The organism is Vibrio antiquarius (assembly GCF_000024825.1).
Classification (GTDB): domain Bacteria; phylum Pseudomonadota; class Gammaproteobacteria; order Enterobacterales; family Vibrionaceae; genus Vibrio; species Vibrio diabolicus.
Genome location: NC_013456.1, coordinates 2,763,384 through 2,780,899, shown reverse-complemented (window position 1 = coordinate 2,780,899; position 17,516 = coordinate 2,763,384). Strand labels below are relative to the sequence as shown.

13 protein-coding genes are annotated in these 17,516 nt (G+C 44.6%); 10 read left to right on the top strand and 3 right to left on the bottom strand.

Annotated features, from left to right (window positions below; all coding sequences use genetic code 11):
- The first annotated feature begins 12 nt into the window (after positions 1-12).
- The 5 genes from VEA_RS12825 to sucD all read left to right on the top strand — a co-directional run bounded on the left by VEA_RS12825 (position 13) and on the right by sucD (position 7,208).
- On the top strand, positions 13-723 hold the full coding sequence (locus tag VEA_RS12825; protein ID WP_005382174.1) for a succinate dehydrogenase iron-sulfur subunit: 711 nt from the start codon (positions 13-15) through the stop codon (positions 721-723).
- A gap of 170 nt (positions 724-893) precedes the next feature.
- Positions 894-3,719, top strand: coding sequence for a 2-oxoglutarate dehydrogenase E1 component (gene sucA / locus VEA_RS12820; RefSeq protein ID WP_006742707.1), 2,826 nt, complete (start codon positions 894-896; stop codon positions 3,717-3,719).
- 28 nt (positions 3,720-3,747) lie between these two features.
- Complete coding sequence (gene odhB, locus VEA_RS12815; protein WP_006742706.1) at positions 3,748-4,956, top strand: 2-oxoglutarate dehydrogenase complex dihydrolipoyllysine-residue succinyltransferase; 1,209 nt, start codon at positions 3,748-3,750, stop codon at positions 4,954-4,956.
- 213 nt (positions 4,957-5,169) lie between these two features.
- On the top strand, positions 5,170-6,336 hold the full coding sequence (gene sucC / locus VEA_RS12810; RefSeq protein ID WP_005393009.1) for an ADP-forming succinate--CoA ligase subunit beta: 1,167 nt from the start codon (positions 5,170-5,172) through the stop codon (positions 6,334-6,336).
- Positions 6,336-7,208 carry a succinate--CoA ligase subunit alpha gene (gene sucD / locus VEA_RS12805; protein WP_005382181.1) on the top strand — a complete coding sequence of 291 codons (873 nt, stop codon included), beginning with the start codon at positions 6,336-6,338 and terminating at the stop codon, positions 7,206-7,208. The genes sucC and sucD overlap by 1 nt, the downstream gene beginning before the upstream one ends.
- Positions 7,209-7,279: 71 nt before the next feature.
- Here the strand turns inward: sucD and znuB are convergent, their stop codons facing one another.
- Positions 7,280-8,065 carry a zinc ABC transporter permease subunit ZnuB gene (gene znuB / locus VEA_RS12800; RefSeq protein ID WP_006742705.1) on the bottom strand — a complete coding sequence of 262 codons (786 nt, stop codon included), beginning with the start codon at positions 8,063-8,065 and terminating at the stop codon, positions 7,280-7,282.
- Entirely contained in the window at positions 8,058-8,846 is a 789-nt protein-coding gene (gene znuC / locus VEA_RS12795; protein ID WP_006742704.1) for a zinc ABC transporter ATP-binding protein ZnuC, read from the bottom strand. Before znuC ends, znuB begins: the two co-directional genes overlap by 8 nt.
- A gap of 78 nt (positions 8,847-8,924) precedes the next feature.
- Between znuC and znuA the strand changes: the two genes are divergently transcribed.
- From znuA to VEA_RS12770, 5 genes are all read left to right on the top strand, one after another.
- Positions 8,925-9,812 carry a zinc ABC transporter substrate-binding protein ZnuA gene (gene znuA, locus VEA_RS12790; RefSeq protein WP_006742703.1) on the top strand — a complete coding sequence of 296 codons (888 nt, stop codon included), beginning with the start codon at positions 8,925-8,927 and terminating at the stop codon, positions 9,810-9,812.
- A gap of 201 nt (positions 9,813-10,013) precedes the next feature.
- Positions 10,014-13,391 carry an AraC family transcriptional regulator gene (locus tag VEA_RS12785; RefSeq protein WP_006742702.1) on the top strand — a complete coding sequence of 1,126 codons (3,378 nt, stop codon included), beginning with the start codon at positions 10,014-10,016 and terminating at the stop codon, positions 13,389-13,391.
- 826 nt (positions 13,392-14,217) lie between these two features.
- On the top strand, positions 14,218-14,445 hold the full coding sequence (locus VEA_RS12780; protein WP_041852977.1) for a FeoA family protein: 228 nt from the start codon (positions 14,218-14,220) through the stop codon (positions 14,443-14,445).
- Entirely contained in the window at positions 14,445-16,721 is a 2,277-nt protein-coding gene (gene feoB, locus VEA_RS12775) for a Fe(2+) transporter permease subunit FeoB (RefSeq protein WP_006742701.1), read from the top strand. The genes VEA_RS12780 and feoB overlap by 1 nt, the downstream gene beginning before the upstream one ends.
- A complete protein-coding gene (locus tag VEA_RS12770; RefSeq protein ID WP_005396058.1) occupies positions 16,718-16,948 on the top strand; it encodes a FeoC-like transcriptional regulator in 231 nt (76 codons plus the stop codon). Before feoB ends, VEA_RS12770 begins: the two co-directional genes overlap by 4 nt.
- Positions 16,949-17,041: 93 nt before the next feature.
- On the opposite strand, the gene VEA_RS12765 is transcribed toward VEA_RS12770, so the two are convergent.
- A complete protein-coding gene (locus VEA_RS12765; protein ID WP_012842045.1) occupies positions 17,042-17,470 on the bottom strand; it encodes an HIT family protein in 429 nt (142 codons plus the stop codon).
- Positions 17,471-17,516: the final 46 nt, after the last annotated feature.

Genomic DNA, 17,516 nt, shown 5'->3' with positions numbered 1-17,516 from the left:
GAGGATACGACTATGAAATTGAACTTCTCTTTATACCGTTACAATCCGGATGTGGATACCAAGCCTTACATGAAAGAGTATACCCTTGAGGTAGACGAAGGCTCAGACATGATGGTGCTTGATGCATTGATTCTGCTAAAAGAGCAAGATCCAAGCATCGCGTTCCGTCGCTCATGCCGTGAAGGGGTATGTGGTTCTGATGGTTTGAACATGAATGGTAAAAATGGTCTAGCGTGTATCACACCGTTATCTGCTCTACAAGGCGATAAGATAGTTATTCGTCCACTGCCAGGGTTACCTGTCGTGCGCGATCTTATCGTTGACATGACACAATTCTATGATAACTATGCGAAAGTTAAACCATTCTTGATTGATGATGGTGCATTACCACCATCACGCGAGAACCTACAATCACCTGATGATCGTGCTCATTTAGATGGATTGTACGAATGTATCATGTGTGCATGTTGTACAACGTCTTGCCCATCATTCTGGTGGAACCCTGACAAATTCATCGGTCCAGCTGGTCTTCTTGCGGCGTACCGTTGGCTAATTGATAGTCGCGATACGGCAACAGATGAACGTTTGTCTGATCTTGATGATGCATTTAGCGTTTTTCGTTGCCATGGCATCATGAATTGTGTAAGTGTTTGTCCTAAGGGATTAAATCCGACGAAAGCCATCGGCCATATTAAGTCGATGCTGGTTAATCGCTCGGTTTAATTTACTCGCTCTTAGGAATGTCGCAGTGTTGCGGATCACCCGATATGACCGCTTCACTGCTTCAAGAATATTTCGAGTAAAGAATACAAAAATTGCCGACTAGTTCTGGTCGGCTCTTATAGCTCGGCAAAGACCGAAGCAAACGTGAAAACTACTGGTTAAGGGAAAATATGCACAACGGCGTGATGAAGGCATGGCTCGAGTCTTCACACTTGGCTGGCGCCAATGCAACGTATGTAGAGGACCTCTACGAACTGTATCTAAGTGATCCCGATCTGGTAAGTGAGGAGTGGAAACGTGTTTTTGAAGGCTTACCTAAGCCGTCAGAAGAAGTGGCAGAACAACCACATTCACGTGTCCGTGACTACTTCCGTCGACTCGCTAGAGAAACAAAGCATTACAATGTCCAAGTTAGTGACCCAGATGTCGATGCAAAACAAGTAAAAGTTCTACAGCTAATCAACGCATACCGTTTCCGCGGACATGAAGCTGCAGAATTAGACCCACTAGGTCTATGGCAACGCCCAACCGTGGCGGAGTTAGACCCTGCTTTTCATAATCTTACCGAAGATGACTTCGAAGAAACTTTCAACGTAGGTTCTTTTGCTGTTGGGCAAGAAACCATGAAGTTGAAAGACATCTATGAAGCCCTCAACAAAACTTACTGCGGTTCCATCGGTGCTGAATACATGCACATGACTGACACAGAGCAAAAACGTTGGATCCAACAACGTCTTGAGTCTGTCGTAGGCCAGCCATCATTCAACAAAGATGAGAAGCGCACATTCCTAGAAGAGCTAACAGCCGCTGAAGGTTTGGAGCGTTACCTCGGAGCGAAATTCCCAGGTGCAAAACGTTTCTCTCTAGAAGGTGGTGACGCACTGATTCCGATGACGAAAGAGTTGATCCGTCACGCGGGAACAAGTGGGATGCGTGAAGTGGTTATCGGTATGGCTCACCGTGGTCGTTTGAACATGCTGGTGAACGTGCTTGGTAAGAAGCCTCAAGATCTATTCGATGAGTTTGCCGGTAAACACGACGAAACTTGGGGCACCGGTGATGTGAAATATCACCAAGGTTTCTCTGCCGACTTTGCCACCCCAGGTGGTGATGTTCACTTAGCTCTTGCATTTAACCCATCGCATCTAGAAATCGTCAACCCAGTAGTCATGGGGTCGGTGCGAGCACGTCAAGATCGCTTGGGTGATAATCAAGGTAGCAAAGTGCTTCCTATCACTATCCACGGTGACTCTGCAATCGCTGGTCAGGGTGTGGTTGCCGAAACGTTCAACATGTCACTGGCTCGTGGTTTCCAAGTCGGTGGTACGGTGCGTATCGTTATTAACAACCAAGTTGGTTTTACGACGTCTAACCCTCGTGACACGCGTTCAACGATGTACTGTACAGATATCGCGAAGATGGTTCAGGCGCCAATCTTCCATGTGAATGCCGATGACCCAGAAGCGGTTGCTTTTGTTACTCGTATTGCTTTGGATTACCGCAACGAGTTCAAGCGCGATGTCGTGATTGATTTGGTGTGTTACCGTCGCCATGGTCACAACGAGGCCGATGAGCCAAACGCGACTCAGCCTTTGATGTACCAAAAAATCAAAAAACACCCTACACCACGCAAATTGTATGCGGATATTCTGATCGATAAAAACGAATCAGATATCGAGACAGCGACTCAGTTAGTCAATGAGTATCGCGATGCATTAGATCGCGGTGAAGTGGTGGTTAAAGAATGGCGTCCAATGGCGTTGCACTCTGTAGACTGGTCCCCTTACTTAGGGCACGAATGGGATATGGAGTGGGATTCAAAATACGACAAGACACGCCTTATTGAGCTAGGTAATCGTCTGTGTCAGTACCCAGAAAGCCATAAACTGCAAAGCCGTGTTAATAAGCTTTATAACGATCGCCTAGCAATGATGACCGGTGAAAAAGCAATCGACTGGGGTATGGCAGAAACTCTCGCGTATGCAACATTAGTTGATGATGGTAAGCGTATTCGCCTTTCTGGTCAGGATTCGGGTCGTGGTACTTTCTTCCACCGTCACTCGGTTCTTCATAACCAAACAGATGCAAGTACGTACATTCCATTAGCGAATATTCATGACAATCAGGGTCCATTCCAAGTGTTTGACTCAGTACTGTCAGAAGAAGCGGTACTGGCATTTGAATACGGTTACGCAACAGCAGAGCCAGGTGGTTTGACTATTTGGGAAGCGCAGTTTGGTGACTTTGCCAACGGCGCGCAGGTTGTGATTGACCAATTCATCTCGTCAGGTGAGCAGAAATGGGCACGCTTGTGTGGTCTCACAATGCTTCTACCTCACGGTTACGAAGGTCAAGGCCCAGAGCACTCCTCTGCACGTCTAGAGCGTTACCTTCAGTTGTGTGCTGAGCAAAATATGCAGGTTGTAGTTCCTTCAACACCGGCTCAGGTATACCACATGATTCGTCGTCAAGTTGTACGCCCAATGCGTCGACCTCTGATTGTGATGTCGCCAAAATCTTTGCTGCGCCATCCTCTATGTACTTCGACAATTGAAGACTTAGCGGACGGTACATTCCAATCTGCAATTCCAGAAGTAGATGATTTAGACCCAAGCAAAGTAAAACGCGTCGTGTTCTGTTCAGGTAAGGTTTATTTTGACCTACTGGAGCAGCGCCGTAACAACGAGCAAGACGATGTTGCTATCGTGCGTATCGAGCAGCTTTATCCATTCCCGATGGAAGAAGTACAAACAGCGATTGCTCAATACACTAACGTTGAAGACTTCGTGTGGTGTCAGGAAGAGCCTCAGAACCAAGGTGCTTGGTACTGTAGCCAACACAACTTCCGTGCCGCTATTCCTGCAGGTGCAGATCTTAAATACGCAGGTCGCCCAGCTTCTGCTTCGCCAGCAGTTGGCTACATGTCGGTGCACTTGAAACAACAAAAAGCGTTGGTTGAAGACGCTCTGAACGTGAACTCAAAAACTTCGAATTAAGAACTAGAAGTTAAAGGAAGAAACAGATATGACAATTGAAATTCTGGTTCCAGATTTACCTGAATCAGTTGCTGATGCAACCGTAGCGACATGGCACAAACAACCAGGCGACGCAGTAGAGCGTGACGAGGTTTTGGTTGACATCGAGACAGACAAAGTCGTGCTAGAAGTGCCAGCTCCGGAAGCAGGCGTTTTGGAAGCTATCGTTGAAGAAGAAGGTGCGACAGTACTTTCTAAACAAATCATTGCTAAATTGAAGCCAGGTGCAGTTGCAGGTGAGCCTACTGCAGACAAAACAGAAGGTACGGAAGCATCTCCTGATAAACGTCATAAAGCTGCGCTTAGCGAAGAAAGCAATGATGCACTAAGCCCAGCAGTACGTCGTTTATTGGCTGAGCATAGCTTAGAAGCAAGCCAAGTGAAAGGCACTGGCGTTGGTGGTCGTATTACGCGCGAAGATATTGAAGCGCATCTTGCGAACGCTAAAGCTGCGACAAAAGAAGAAGCACCAGCAGTGGTTGACGTGCCGGCAGCGGCTCGTAGCCAAAAACGTGTTCCAATGACTCGCCTGCGTAAGACAGTCGCTAACCGTCTACTAGAGGCGAAGAACAATACGGCAATGCTAACGACGTTTAACGAAGTGAACATGAAGCCAATCATGGACCTTCGTAAGCAGTACAAAGATCAGTTCGAAGAGCGTCACGGTATTCGTTTGGGCTTCATGTCTTTCTACGTAAAAGCAGTAACAGAAGCGCTTAAGCGTTACCCAGAAGTAAATGCTTCGATTGATGGCGATGATATTGTTTACCACAACTACTTTGACATTAGCATGGCGGTATCAACGCCACGTGGTCTAGTTACACCTGTCCTAAAAGACTGTGACAAGCTTGGTTTCGCTGATGTTGAAAAAGGCATCAAAGAACTGGCTATCAAAGGTCGTGATGGCAAGCTAACGGTAGACGAGCTAATGGGCGGTAACTTCACTATCACAAACGGTGGTGTGTTCGGTTCACTAATGTCTACACCAATCATCAACCCACCTCAATCAGCGATTCTTGGTATGCATAAGATCCAAGAGCGTCCGATGGCAGTGGATGGCAAAGTTGAAATCTTGCCGATGATGTACCTAGCGCTGTCTTACGATCACCGCCTAATTGATGGTCGCGAGTCTGTTGGCTTCCTAGTGACGATTAAAGAGTTGCTAGAAGATCCAGCACGTCTCCTATTAGACGTTTAATATCGCTAAAACGTCTAGTTATCGTAGGTAGCTAGACGTTAAAAATTTCAATGGCTAGACTAGCTCAACGTCTGGCCTTCATTTGAATCCCACACCATGGGTACTCGTGATGAGGGATTGATTTGAGAAGACCCTACAGACGTACAAGCAGCCAAGACTGCAGCGTTATGGAAATAATAAATCCCCTAAGGGAAAAACAAACGGAATATCGAAATGAATTTGCATGAATACCAAGCCAAACAGCTGTTTGCAGAATTCGGTTTGCCTGTGCCAGAAGGCTACGCGTGTGATACACCACAAGAAGCTTTTGAAGCTGCAGGCCGTATCAGTACAGAAAAGAAAGTAGTTAAATGTCAGGTTCACGCTGGTGGCCGTGGTAAAGCGGGCGGTGTAGAGCTGCACGATACAAAAGAAGGCGTTAAAGAGTTTGCACAAAAGTGGTTAGGTAAAAACCTAGTGACTTACCAAACTGACGCTAACGGTCAGCCAGTTACAAAAATCCTTGTTGAAGAAGCTTCAAACATTGCAAACGAATTATACCTAGGTGCGGTTGTTGACCGTGCAAGCCGTAAGATCGTTTTCATGGCTTCAACAGAAGGTGGTGTGGAAATCGAAAAAGTTGCGGAAGAAACGCCGGAGCTTATCCACAAAGCAGCAATCGATCCACTAGTAGGCCCACAAGCTTACCAAGGTCGCGAGCTTGCGTTCAAACTTGGTCTTGAAGGCGACCAAATCAAACAATTCGTTAAGATCTTCATGGGTCTTGGCACGATGTTCGCCCAGTACGATCTTGCTCTACTTGAGATCAACCCGCTTGTGGTTACTGGTGAAGGCAACCTGCTATGTCTTGATGGTAAGATCAACATCGATTCAAACGCTCTTTACCGTCAGCCTAAGCTTCGTGAAATGCACGATCCATCACAAGAAGATGAGCGTGAAGCACACGCAGCTCAGTGGGAACTGAACTACGTAGCACTAGACGGTAACGTTGGCTGTATGGTTAACGGTGCTGGCCTAGCAATGGGTACGATGGATATCGTAAACCTACACGGCGGCAAACCAGCTAACTTCCTAGACGTAGGTGGCGGCGCGACGAAAGAGCGTGTTGCTGAAGCATTCAAGATCATCCTATCAGATGACAACGTGAAAGCGGTACTTGTTAACATCTTCGGTGGTATCGTACGTTGTGACATGATCGCAGAAGGTATTATCGGTGCGGTTAAAGAAGTAGGTGTAAGCGTACCTGTTGTTGTTCGTCTAGAAGGTACTAACGCTGACCTAGGTCGCGAAGTTCTTGCTAATTCTGATGTTGATATCATTGCTGCTGAGTCGCTAACGGATGCTGCTCAGAAAGTTGTTGCTGCTGCGGAGGCTAAATAATGTCTGTATTAATTAACAAAGACACTAAAGTAATCTGTCAGGGTTTCACTGGTGGTCAAGGTACTTTCCACTCAGAGCAAGCTATCGCATACGGCACTCAGATGGTTGGTGGTGTGTCTCCAGGTAAAGGTGGCCAAACTCACCTAGGTCTACCTGTATTCAACACAGTTCGCGAAGCAGTAGAAGCAACTGGCGCAACAGCGACAGTAATCTACGTTCCAGCACCTTTCTGTAAAGATGCAATTCTAGAAGCGATTGATGCGGGCATCGAGCTAATCGTAACAATCACGGAAGGCATCCCTACAACAGATATGATCGACGTGAAAGTGAAGCTAGAAGAAACTGGCGTTCGTATGATCGGTCCTAACTGTCCGGGTGTTATCACTCCTGATGAGTGTAAGATCGGTATCATGCCTGGTCATATCCACAAGAAAGGTAAAGTAGGTATCGTATCTCGCAGCGGTACTCTAACTTACGAAGCAGTTAAGCAAACAACTGACGAAGGTTTCGGCCAGTCTACTTGTGTTGGTATTGGTGGTGACCCAATCCCAGGTTCAAACTTCATTGATATTCTAAAACTGTTCCAAGAAGACCCTGAAACTGAAGCGATTGTTATGATCGGTGAAATCGGTGGTACAGCAGAAGAAGAAGCAGCAGCATACATTAAAGAAAACGTAACGAAGCCAGTGGTTTCCTACATTGCTGGTGTAACTGCTCCTCCTGGTAAACGTATGGGCCACGCTGGTGCGATTATCTCTGGCGGTAAAGGTACTGCTGAAGACAAATTTGCAGCACTAGAAGCGGCGGGCGTTAAGACTGTGAAATCTCTAGCAGAGATCGGCCAAGGTCTACGTGAAGTAACGGGCTGGTAATTTCCAACTCGAAGCTTAAAGCTAAAAAAGCCTAGCAATTATTGCTAGGCTTTTTTGTATCAAGGTACTTTTTACGATTTTTGGCGAATAAATTGGCTAAGCATAAACAGAGATGTTGCGCTGATTACTACTGATGGGCCAGCCGGCGTATCGAAGTGCCATGATAGGCTAAGCCCCATCAGTACTGCCACAGAGCCAATAATAGATGCGAACAGTGCCATTTGCTCTGGTGATGAAGAGATCTTACGTGCTGTTGCTGCTGGGATGATCAGCAAAGAAGTCATGATAAGTGCCCCAACAAACTTCATTCCTACGGCAATCACAACACCTACCATAAGCATTAACACCAATCTAACCAAGTCTGTATTGACGCCCTCGACGGCAGCAAGCTCTTCACTAACTGTGCTCGACAATAAAGGTCGCCAAAAAACGTAAAGACACACACTAACAGCAGCGGCACCTGCGTAAATGAACATCAGATCTTGCGGAGATACTGCGAGTAAGTCACCGAACAAGTAACTCATCAGATCTACACGGACATTATCCAAGAAACTAACAGAAACTAGACCAACAGATAATGCGCTATGGGCGAGTATACCCAGAAGCGTATCGGTTGCGACCAGTTGTTGTTTCTGCAATGTCACGAGCAATACGGCGAGTGCTAAACAGCAAACGAGTAGTGCAAGATAAAGGTTCACGTTGAGCAGAAAGCCTAATGCCAAACCCATCAATGAAGCATGTGCCAGGGTATCACCGAAGTAAGCCATTTTGCGCCAAACGACGAATGACCCAAGAGGACCTGCAATGATCGCGATGCCAATACCAGCAAGAATAGAAGGTAGAAGAAACTCAATCATGGTGATGATGTCCGTGTTTATGGTTGGAGCATGATGTCGCATCGCCAGTTACTGGCGTTCCGGATAAATCGTGATGATGATGCTCGTGGTCGTGATGATAAAACGCGAGCGATTCTCTCGCTGCATTGCCAAATAGCGCGATGTAAGAAGGGTGCTGAGTAATCGTGGCAGGTGAACCAGAGCAGCAAACATGGTGATGCAGGCAAATGACATCATCTGTTTTGGCCATTACTAAATGTAAGTCGTGTGACACCATAAATACACCGCAATCGAATCGGTGACGAATGCTTTCAATTAGATCGTAGAGATCGATTTGACCTTGAATATCCACACCCTGCGCAGGTTCATCTAGCACTAACAGCTCTGGGCGTTGAAGCAAAGCACGCGCAAGTAATACGCGTTGGTTTTCACCACCTGACAAGCGATGCATGTTACTACTAATTAAATGCTCAGCGCCAACAAGCCTTAATGCATCAATACATTCTTGTTTACTGTATTTTCCTGCTAAATTTAGAAAACGGGTGACATTCAATGGAAGAGAGTCATTGAGCTTCAATTTTTGAGGAACATAACCAATTTTTAGTTTTCTTTGTCGGTTTAATTTGCCGCTAGTCGGTTTTTGAAGGCCTAAAATGACTTTGACTAACGTTGATTTTCCCGCTCCATTGGGACCAATTAGGGTTGTTATTTTGCCCTTTTGTAATTCCATACTAATGTTATCGAGAACTCTGCGGCCATCGAACTCGACGCATAAGTGCTCAAGATGGACTAAGGAAGACATGAATGAAACTCATTTGCAAATCAATAATGTTATAATGTAACATTATCACACTTTCTACACCATATCCCAAGTAAAACTATGAAAAGAGCATTAATTCTTGCTGCGTCAGCGATGCTAACGTTGCCAGCACACGCAGTAACGGTACTAACGAGTATCAAACCTATTCAGTTATTAGTGACAGAACTTACTCAAGGTGTGACTTCGCCAGATGTATTACTGCAGTCCAACACTTCACCCCATGATTACGCTTTACGCCCATCGGATGTTAAGAAAATCGCTTCTGCTGATTTAGTTATTTGGTACGGACATGATCTCGAACCGTTTCTGGAAAAAGTCGTGTCAGACAGATCGAATACTCTGACTATTAGTCAAATTCCAGATCTAGATTTGCGTGAGTTTGATAGTGAGCACAATCATGACCATGATGGCCACGATCATGGTTCACATGATCCGCACTTTTGGTTAGGTGTAAGTCAAGCACAACAAGTTGCCAAGGCTGTCGTGAATCAACTGGGATCACTTGATCCGGAAAATGCAGCACAGTACCAAGAAAACCTTAAAAAATTTGAAACTGAGCTCAGCCAGACGGACCTAGAGATCAAGAAGAAATTATCGCCAGTGAAAGACAAAGGTTACTTTGTGTTTCACGATGCTTATGGTTATTTCGAAGAGCGTTATGAGTTGAATCAAATGGGGCACTTCACCGTGAGCCCGGATCGTAAGCCGGGCGCAAAAACCTTAATCCAAATTCGTCAAAAGTTAAGTTCAGGAGATGTAGCCTGCGTGTTTTCTGAACCTCAGTTTACTCCAGCTGTCGTTCAGAGCGTGATGCGAGGTAGCAAAGTTGCCAAAGGTGAACTTGACCCATTAGGGAGCACAATTGAAGCAAAACCGGGCAGTTACTTTACTTTTCTCAACAATATGGCGAATAATTTTGAGCAGTGCTTGAGCCAAAAGACGGATTAAGTAGTGTTGTTGTGTAGGAATAGTCCTTTTAACGTGATCCAGTAGTAAGAATTACAACCTTTGGCAAGGCGAGCCTTTTCTCAAACAGTAATTGAGATATCATTATCAATAATTAGCAGCTCAAAATAACCGTATAAGTCCATGCTGTAGAAGATATGGACGGTGAGCGCCGAGCACAAATTGATATAAAAGGTTTTCGTCTTGCTACGCCAATTAGCCCTTGTCTTGTTGGGCTTTTTCCTATCTTTCCAAGCATTTGCTCTTCATAATGCGAATGCCATCTTTTACCCTTTGCCGACTCAGGTTAAGGGTACTTTTATTGCAGCTAAAAAATTGTTCTTGGGTGAGCAAGGGGGCTTGTGGATTCACGACGTGCATGGGCGGGTGTTGTTTTATGATGGCCAAAATATCCTACCTAAATCAGGCAGTTTTTTACAAACGTCTGCCAAGCAACTGGCTTATCATGAAGGCTCGTTCTGGACCTTTGTTGAGAATGAGGTGTATCAAACTTATCCAAATCAAGAAAGACGTTTAGTCTTTAGCTTAAACCCCGGGTCGCAAATAAGAAAAATCGGTTCTTCTGAAGATTATATTTGGGTTAGTGATGGCGCACATTTCTATACTTACAACATCGATACTAGCGAGTTAAAGTCCTTTTCTTTGTTGCAGCTCTATCAACATAGTAACAATAGCTATGTTTATATTAACGATGCAGTTCTGCTCGAAGAGAAGTGGGCACTTGCTACAACTTCTGGCTTTTATCTTTCAGAAGGAGATAAGTTTGACCATGTAGTCGCTTCAGGTCAGAACTACATTGAAAAGATCTACTACTCACACACGCGCAGAGAAATTCTGGTAGGAACGTTGCGTGGGGCATTAATTTTCAATATTTATCAACCTGATAAAGAGGTGATTAAGATTGGCGGCTCTCATGTGTTGACTTTCGCTGAGACAAATCAAGAGTACTGGGTGGGGACTGAGCATGGTCTGTATTTATACTCATTCTTGTCAGGCGAAGTGACAGAAGTCGAGCCTGCAAGCTTTCTTGAACTGGAGCTGGATAATACAAAGATCTATTCGCTACTGAGTGACAACATGGGAGGGATGTGGATCGCGACTAACCAAGGCATTCGCTATTACTCCTTGTTTAGTAAAAAGTTTGAACGAGTAACCTTCAGTAGTTACGACTCGCAAACCTTATCAGGGCGAATTCGACAAACCTCCACAGGACCTGATGATGCGCTTTGGTTCGCGGATGACCGAAAGCTTTATCGGACAGGTGAGAGTGGCAACATCAAAGTCTTGGAGCTTGATTCGCAGATCAATGAATTTGCATTTCAAGGTGGGATGCTTTGGCTTGCGACCTCTAAAGGGCTCGAAATATTCGAGCTGAATGGTCTTAACAAAGTGACATTTCCTTATTTACAGGTTATGGCTGGACACGCAGTGGAGCACGTGACTGTAGATGGTAATGAGCGTCTCTGGGTATCAAGTGGATACCATCTTTACAATGTTGATATAACCAAGCAAAGCGTAAGAAACTTTGGAAGTGAGTGGCTAGTAAGTCAGTACTTACCAGCTAAGGTTACGCGTTTATACGACACTGAAGACTCTCTATTGATAGGGACCGATCATGGGGTTTATCAATACAGCAATGAAAACATCCAGTTCATCCGCTATTCCGAAAAATTTGGTGAATCATTAGACATGGTCACGGCGGTTGATGGCAGTCAGTGGTTTGCGTCATCTTACGGCGTTTTTAAAACGATTAAAGGACGTGACGAGAAACGTGTTGTTGAAATGAGTGTGCCCAACGCGCGACCTGCTTGCTTGATCAGAGACAGGCAAGGTGTGTGGTTAGCCTCTTCTGTCGGGTTAAGCTATTACCACCTTTCGGGTGAATTAGTGAAACATTATTCATCGGCGTCTGGCTTAATGAACAACGAGTTTCTACCAGGAATTTGCAGTGTTATACAGCAAAAAGAAGGTGGTGAGCGAGAGCTCGTCCTAGGGTCGAAATACGGGTTGGTAAAAGCTGAAGCATCCAAGCTGCTTGTGTCAAACCCTCCAGAGTCGAAGTTTATCGTGAGCCAAGTTGTGCTTGAAAACGAGGTTCTACAAGTTGGTAGCGCCGATTTGAATGGAATAAAATTACCGTATGGCTCTTCTCTAAGTTTCTTATTTGGCGTGATGCCAAAACCAGACAGCCAAAATTTGTATTATCGATTGAATAGCGATGATCCTTGGCAAGCGCTAGAGGGAGGCCAACTGACTCTAGAGCACCTCAATTCCGGTGAATACCATCTACAGGTAAGTAATGAGTCTCAAGTCGCTGCTGGATTGGTTGGGCTCGAGTCGTATTTTATTGTGCTTAATCCTTGGTATTTATCGCAACTCGCAATTTTAGGTTTTGTGGTCGCGAGTATTGCCATGGTTGCACTACTTATGTACTGGCGTTCTCGCTATGTTGTACAGGCTAACCGTGATTTAGCTGCGCAAGTGACACTCAAAACTAACCAGTTGAGGCATCAAAGCCGAGTGTTGTTGACGAGTAACCAACAGCTACGTAAACAGATTCAAGTCAGAAACCTGTTGGTTGATCACGTGGCGCAATCTATTAAGTCCAGTGTGGATTTTATAGCGGCAAAATTACCCATACCTTTGGATGCAGCTACGGAAGATCATCTGGCGAAAACGACATGGCAATTAAATGAGTTAAAAAGTGTTCCTGGCGAAGCTAGCGGCGGTAGTCACAATTACAATTTGAGTCAGATAACTCAATCGGTGGTTGATGTATGGCAAGATGATTTTGCGAAGGCTGGGATTATGGTGGAGCTTGAAGATGAGAGAAAAACAAGTCGAATTGCTCTGGAAAGCTTTAACCTTGATGTTATCTTCAACAGCATTTTTGCCAATATCATCAAGCGTTCTTTCCGAGGCCAAACGGTGAGAATCATGCTAGAAGAGGACAATGATATTGTTTCATTGAGTTTTCTTGATTATGGGACGCAACTGCCTAATAAAGTCACGACCGGGCGTCCATCTAATATGAACCACTCTGAATTGAGTATTGATCATCTTGCCCAGTTAGTGACCACGAGTGGAGGATACTTGGCGGTGTTTACTTCCGACGCTCAAAATAAAATCGAAATTACATGGCCAACTGCGAAAGAGATGAGTTATGTGGATGAATCTTTGCAAGAATTTGAGTCTGAACCTATCGTCGAAGATAAAGTGACCCCAGAGAAAGAATGGTTGCAAAAAGTCTATCAGCTGGTGGCTGAGCATTACCATGACCCTGAGTTTGGTACTGCTTTAGCGGCTAAAATGCTGTTCATGTCAGAACGCTCTTTACAGAGGCGCTTTAAATCAGCCTCGTCAAGAACGTTAAAAGACTATGTCACAGAGGTTCGTTTAGAAACGGCGTGTGAGCAGTTATTAGCGGGCGAGAAAATCAGCGAAGTAGCGTTTAACTGCGGCTTTAATGATCCTTCTTACTTTAGCCAAAAGTTTAAATTGCATTTTGGTTTGCCTCCTTCCAAGTTTGCTTTGACTCAAGAAAGCCAAGAAACCAACTAAAAAAACTCATTACACACTCCCTAGTGAATATTCAAAAGACTGGGGAGCTGCTTATAGTGCTCTACTATTGCTAGAGCTACCAATGCAGTGATTCTCATTGCTTCTTCATAACATCTAGCCTACAAATCCATTCTCAATACGTAAGCACGGTCACGCTCTATCTGTTAGTAGCGCTGTTCTTAGCTATAACCATACATGGCTTAAGAGGACGGATTTACCTACGGCGACAAATAGATGAATGGTTGTATTTTTGTATCTAGAGTGCGTTGGTTCATTTGAGTAGTGGGGGAATGCGAAATTCGTGAAAACAGAACTGTGCTGAAAAGGTGGATAAGCTAAAGAGTTTAGAGAGATGAAAAAAAATATCGTGGTATAGCCGGGGGGACTATACCACGGGTGTCAATGACACCTTCGCTTGCTGCCGGAGTGACATGTTGCCATGCCACCTCTGGAATTCATTTGAGAGGTTGCCCTCTCGATGGAGTAACTATACGAGAGGTTACTTATTTTTCTTATAAAAATAACGCCATGTTGATATGAGAAAAACGACAAAGTTTTAAATGTCATCTAACCTGTTGTTTTATGTGGAAATTTTTATCTTTACCATTTATTTGTGACATTTTTATTTCATTGATCGTGATTTTTAATTGTTAATTTTGACGTAAATAACGAGAGGAAATTTACGGAGTTGACGTTTGAAAGCATGAAAACATTTATGAAATCTTTGATTTCACACAAGGATTGAAGGGTTATAGAAGAGTAATATTGGCAGCCTAAACTTATTAAATAATAATATTTCTCATTAGCAATACTCTTAAGGGCCACTATGAAGTTATCAGAGATTAATCCTGGCGATACGGTGAAGATTCGGTTGTTAGATGGTCTTTCATCAGATATCAGAAAGAAACTCATGGTAATGGGGCTGCTTCCCAATACAGAAGTCAAAGTGATTCGACGTGCTCCAATGGGTGATCCTTTACAAGTCGAAGTCCGTGGTGTGTCTGTCGCATTGCGAGAAACCATTGCTCAGAAAATTGAAGTGGAGCGAGTGTAATGCAATATCAAGTGCTTACCGTAGGTAATCCTAATAGTGGTAAAACGACGCTATTTAATGGTTTGACTGGCGCAAAACAGCAAGTTGGTAACTGGGCAGGCGTCACCGTTGAAAAGAAAACGGGACAATTCAAACATGCGGGTGACGAGTTTTTGCTCACTGACCTTCCTGGTATTTACTCGTTAGACAGTGGTAATGATAGCAATAGTATTGACGAATCCATTGCATCGCGTGCGGTTCTAACTCATCCTGCCGATCTCATTATCAACGTGGTTGATGCCACGAGTTTAGAGCGCAGCTTATATATGACGTTACAACTTCGCGAACTTGGCCGTCCTATGATTGTTGTTCTCAACAAAATGGATGCGCTAAAACGTGAACGTCAAATGATTAACGTTTCAGAGCTTGAGAAAACGTTAGGTTGTCCTGTAGTAAGTTTATCTGCAACCAATAAAACTCAAGTTGCAGAGTTTAAAGAAAAACTTCATAAGTCCATCGTTCAAGGGGTCGCGCTTAAAGAGCTATCTTTGCATTACGGTGAAAAGATGGAGTCGGCGATTCAAACTGTTTCCGCACTTTTTAACGATCAAACCGTCGCCCATCGTGCATTAGCGATTCGTGCGCTTGAAAAAGACACGATGGTTCTCAATAGCCTTTCCGATATTGATAGAAGCAAAGTATTGGAAGTCATTGCGACTTTAGACTTGGATATCGATTTGCATGTCGCGGATACCAAGTACACATACCTGCATGAACAGTGTAAAAAAGTTCGCCGAAGCGAAGGCAAATTAAGCCGTAGCGTGACTGAAAAACTCGACCAGTTTATTTTGAACAAGTGGATTGGGATCCCATTCTTCTTTGTGGTTATGTACTTGATGTTTATGTTCTCGATTAACATCGGTAGTGCATTTATCGACTTTTTTGACATTGGTGTAGGCGCATTGCTGGTTGATGGTGGACATCACTTATTAGATGGTCACCTCCCCGTATGGCTAGTTACGGTGATTGCTGATGGTTTAGGCGGCGGTATTCAAACAGTTGCGACCTTTATCCCGGTCATAGCGTGTTTGTACTTATTCCTTGCTGTGCTTGAGAGCTCGGGTTACATGGCACGCGCTGCGTTTGTGCTTGATAAAGTGATGCAGAAAATCGGCTTGCCGGGTAAAGCGTTTGTCCCTTTGGTTCTTGGTTTTGGCTGTAACGTTCCGTCGATCATGGCAACGCGCACGCTAGACCAAGAGCGTGAGCGCAAGTTGGCTGCGTCGATGGCACCGTTTATGTCATGTGGTGCTCGCTTACCTGTGTACGCTTTATTTGCTGCCGCTTTCTTCCCAGGCTCTGGTCAAAACATTGTGTTTGCACTTTACCTACTTGGTATTGTCGCCGCGGTGTTTACCGGTCTGTTCCTCAAGCACACGCTGTATCCTGGCAGCAGTGATAGCTTGGTGATGGAAATGCCTGACTATGAGCTTCCGACATTGCAGAACGTGGTGATCAAAACTTGGCAAAAACTTAAGCGGTTTGTATTGGGTGCAGGTAAAACCATCGTTGTGGTTGTTGCTATCTTGAGCTTCCTCAACTCGCTAGGAACTGACGGTACATTCGGTAATGAAGACAGTGATAAATCGGTTCTATCAAAAGCCGCTCAGGTTGTGACGCCAGTGTTTGCACCAATTGGTATTCAAGAGGATAACTGGCCAGCAACGGTTGGTATTATTACTGGTATCTTCGCGAAAGAGGCAGTCGTGGGCACATTGAACAGCTTATATACTACGCCAACCGATGGAGAGGATGCAGAATTTGATCTTATGGGTAGCCTAGAAGAAGCGGTGATGAGCATTCCTGAAAACCTAGCAGGGCTGAGCTATTCTGATCCTCTGGGGATTGACGTCGGTGATTTAGCAGATTCTCATGCAGTCGCAGAGGAGCAAGAAATTGATGAATCGATCTTTGGTAACATAAAAGAGAAATTTGTTTCTGGTCATGCTGCTTTTGCGTACCTAGTTTTTATCTTACTTTACACTCCTTGTGTGGCTGCGATGGGTGCCTATGTTCGAGAATTCGGCAATAACTTTGCGCGCTTTATAGCGGTATGGACAATGGGGCTCGCGTACTTGAGTGCGACTTTCTATCATCAGCTTATGCATTTCGCTGATAGCCCTATCACCAGCGGCGTTTGGATTGCCATAATTATTGCGATTTTCTTTGGCACGTACCGCGTTTTCAAGCGCGTAGGCAAGAAACATCAAGGCGAGTTTGAGGCGCAAGTCGTATGATTTTAAAAGAGCTTTATCAATATATTGCTGAAAAAGGAACGGTTTCCCAATCTGAGCTAGCAAAACAGTTCGGAATGAGTGAAGACGGTGCAGACGCCATGTTAAGTGTATGGATTAACAAAGGTCGCATTTCTCGCTTGGTAGATACAAATAAAGCTCATCATATAACGCGAATACGCTATGCAGTCACAAAGCACGATGGTTTGTCACTTACCGTGACCATGTAGTAGGAGCAATGAACCATCGCGCACAAACAACAAAGCCGCATCAGCAATGATGCGGCTTTTTACTTTCTACCTGAATTAAAAGTTATATAACGGTTACGCTTTACGGAAGATAGAGCTTAACGACAACACATTACGAATTCGGTTAAGAATCTCTTCTTGTTCTTCGTCAGTACGAAACTCTCCTTTTGTATTCCCCCAAACTGGTCCTGGCCATGCCATATCGTCTTTAAAGCGCGCAATATGGTGAATGTGCAGCTGTGGCACCATGTTACCTAGGGCGCCAAGGTTTAACTTGTCTGGGCGGAATGTCGCTTCGAGTGCTTGGCTTACCGCTTGAGATTCGAGCAAAAACTGTTGTTGCTCTTGCATTGGCAAGTGGTGTAGCTCTTTCAAATTTTCGCGTTTAGGCACCAAGATAACCCATGGCACAGCATTATCTTTATGAAGAAGCGCGACGCAAAGTGGGAAGTGACCAATCACCGAAGTGTCTTTTGCCAATTGAGGATGAAGTTCAAAACTCATTATTGCTGTCCGATTAATTTTTAGTTTGAATTAGTATACGACAGAT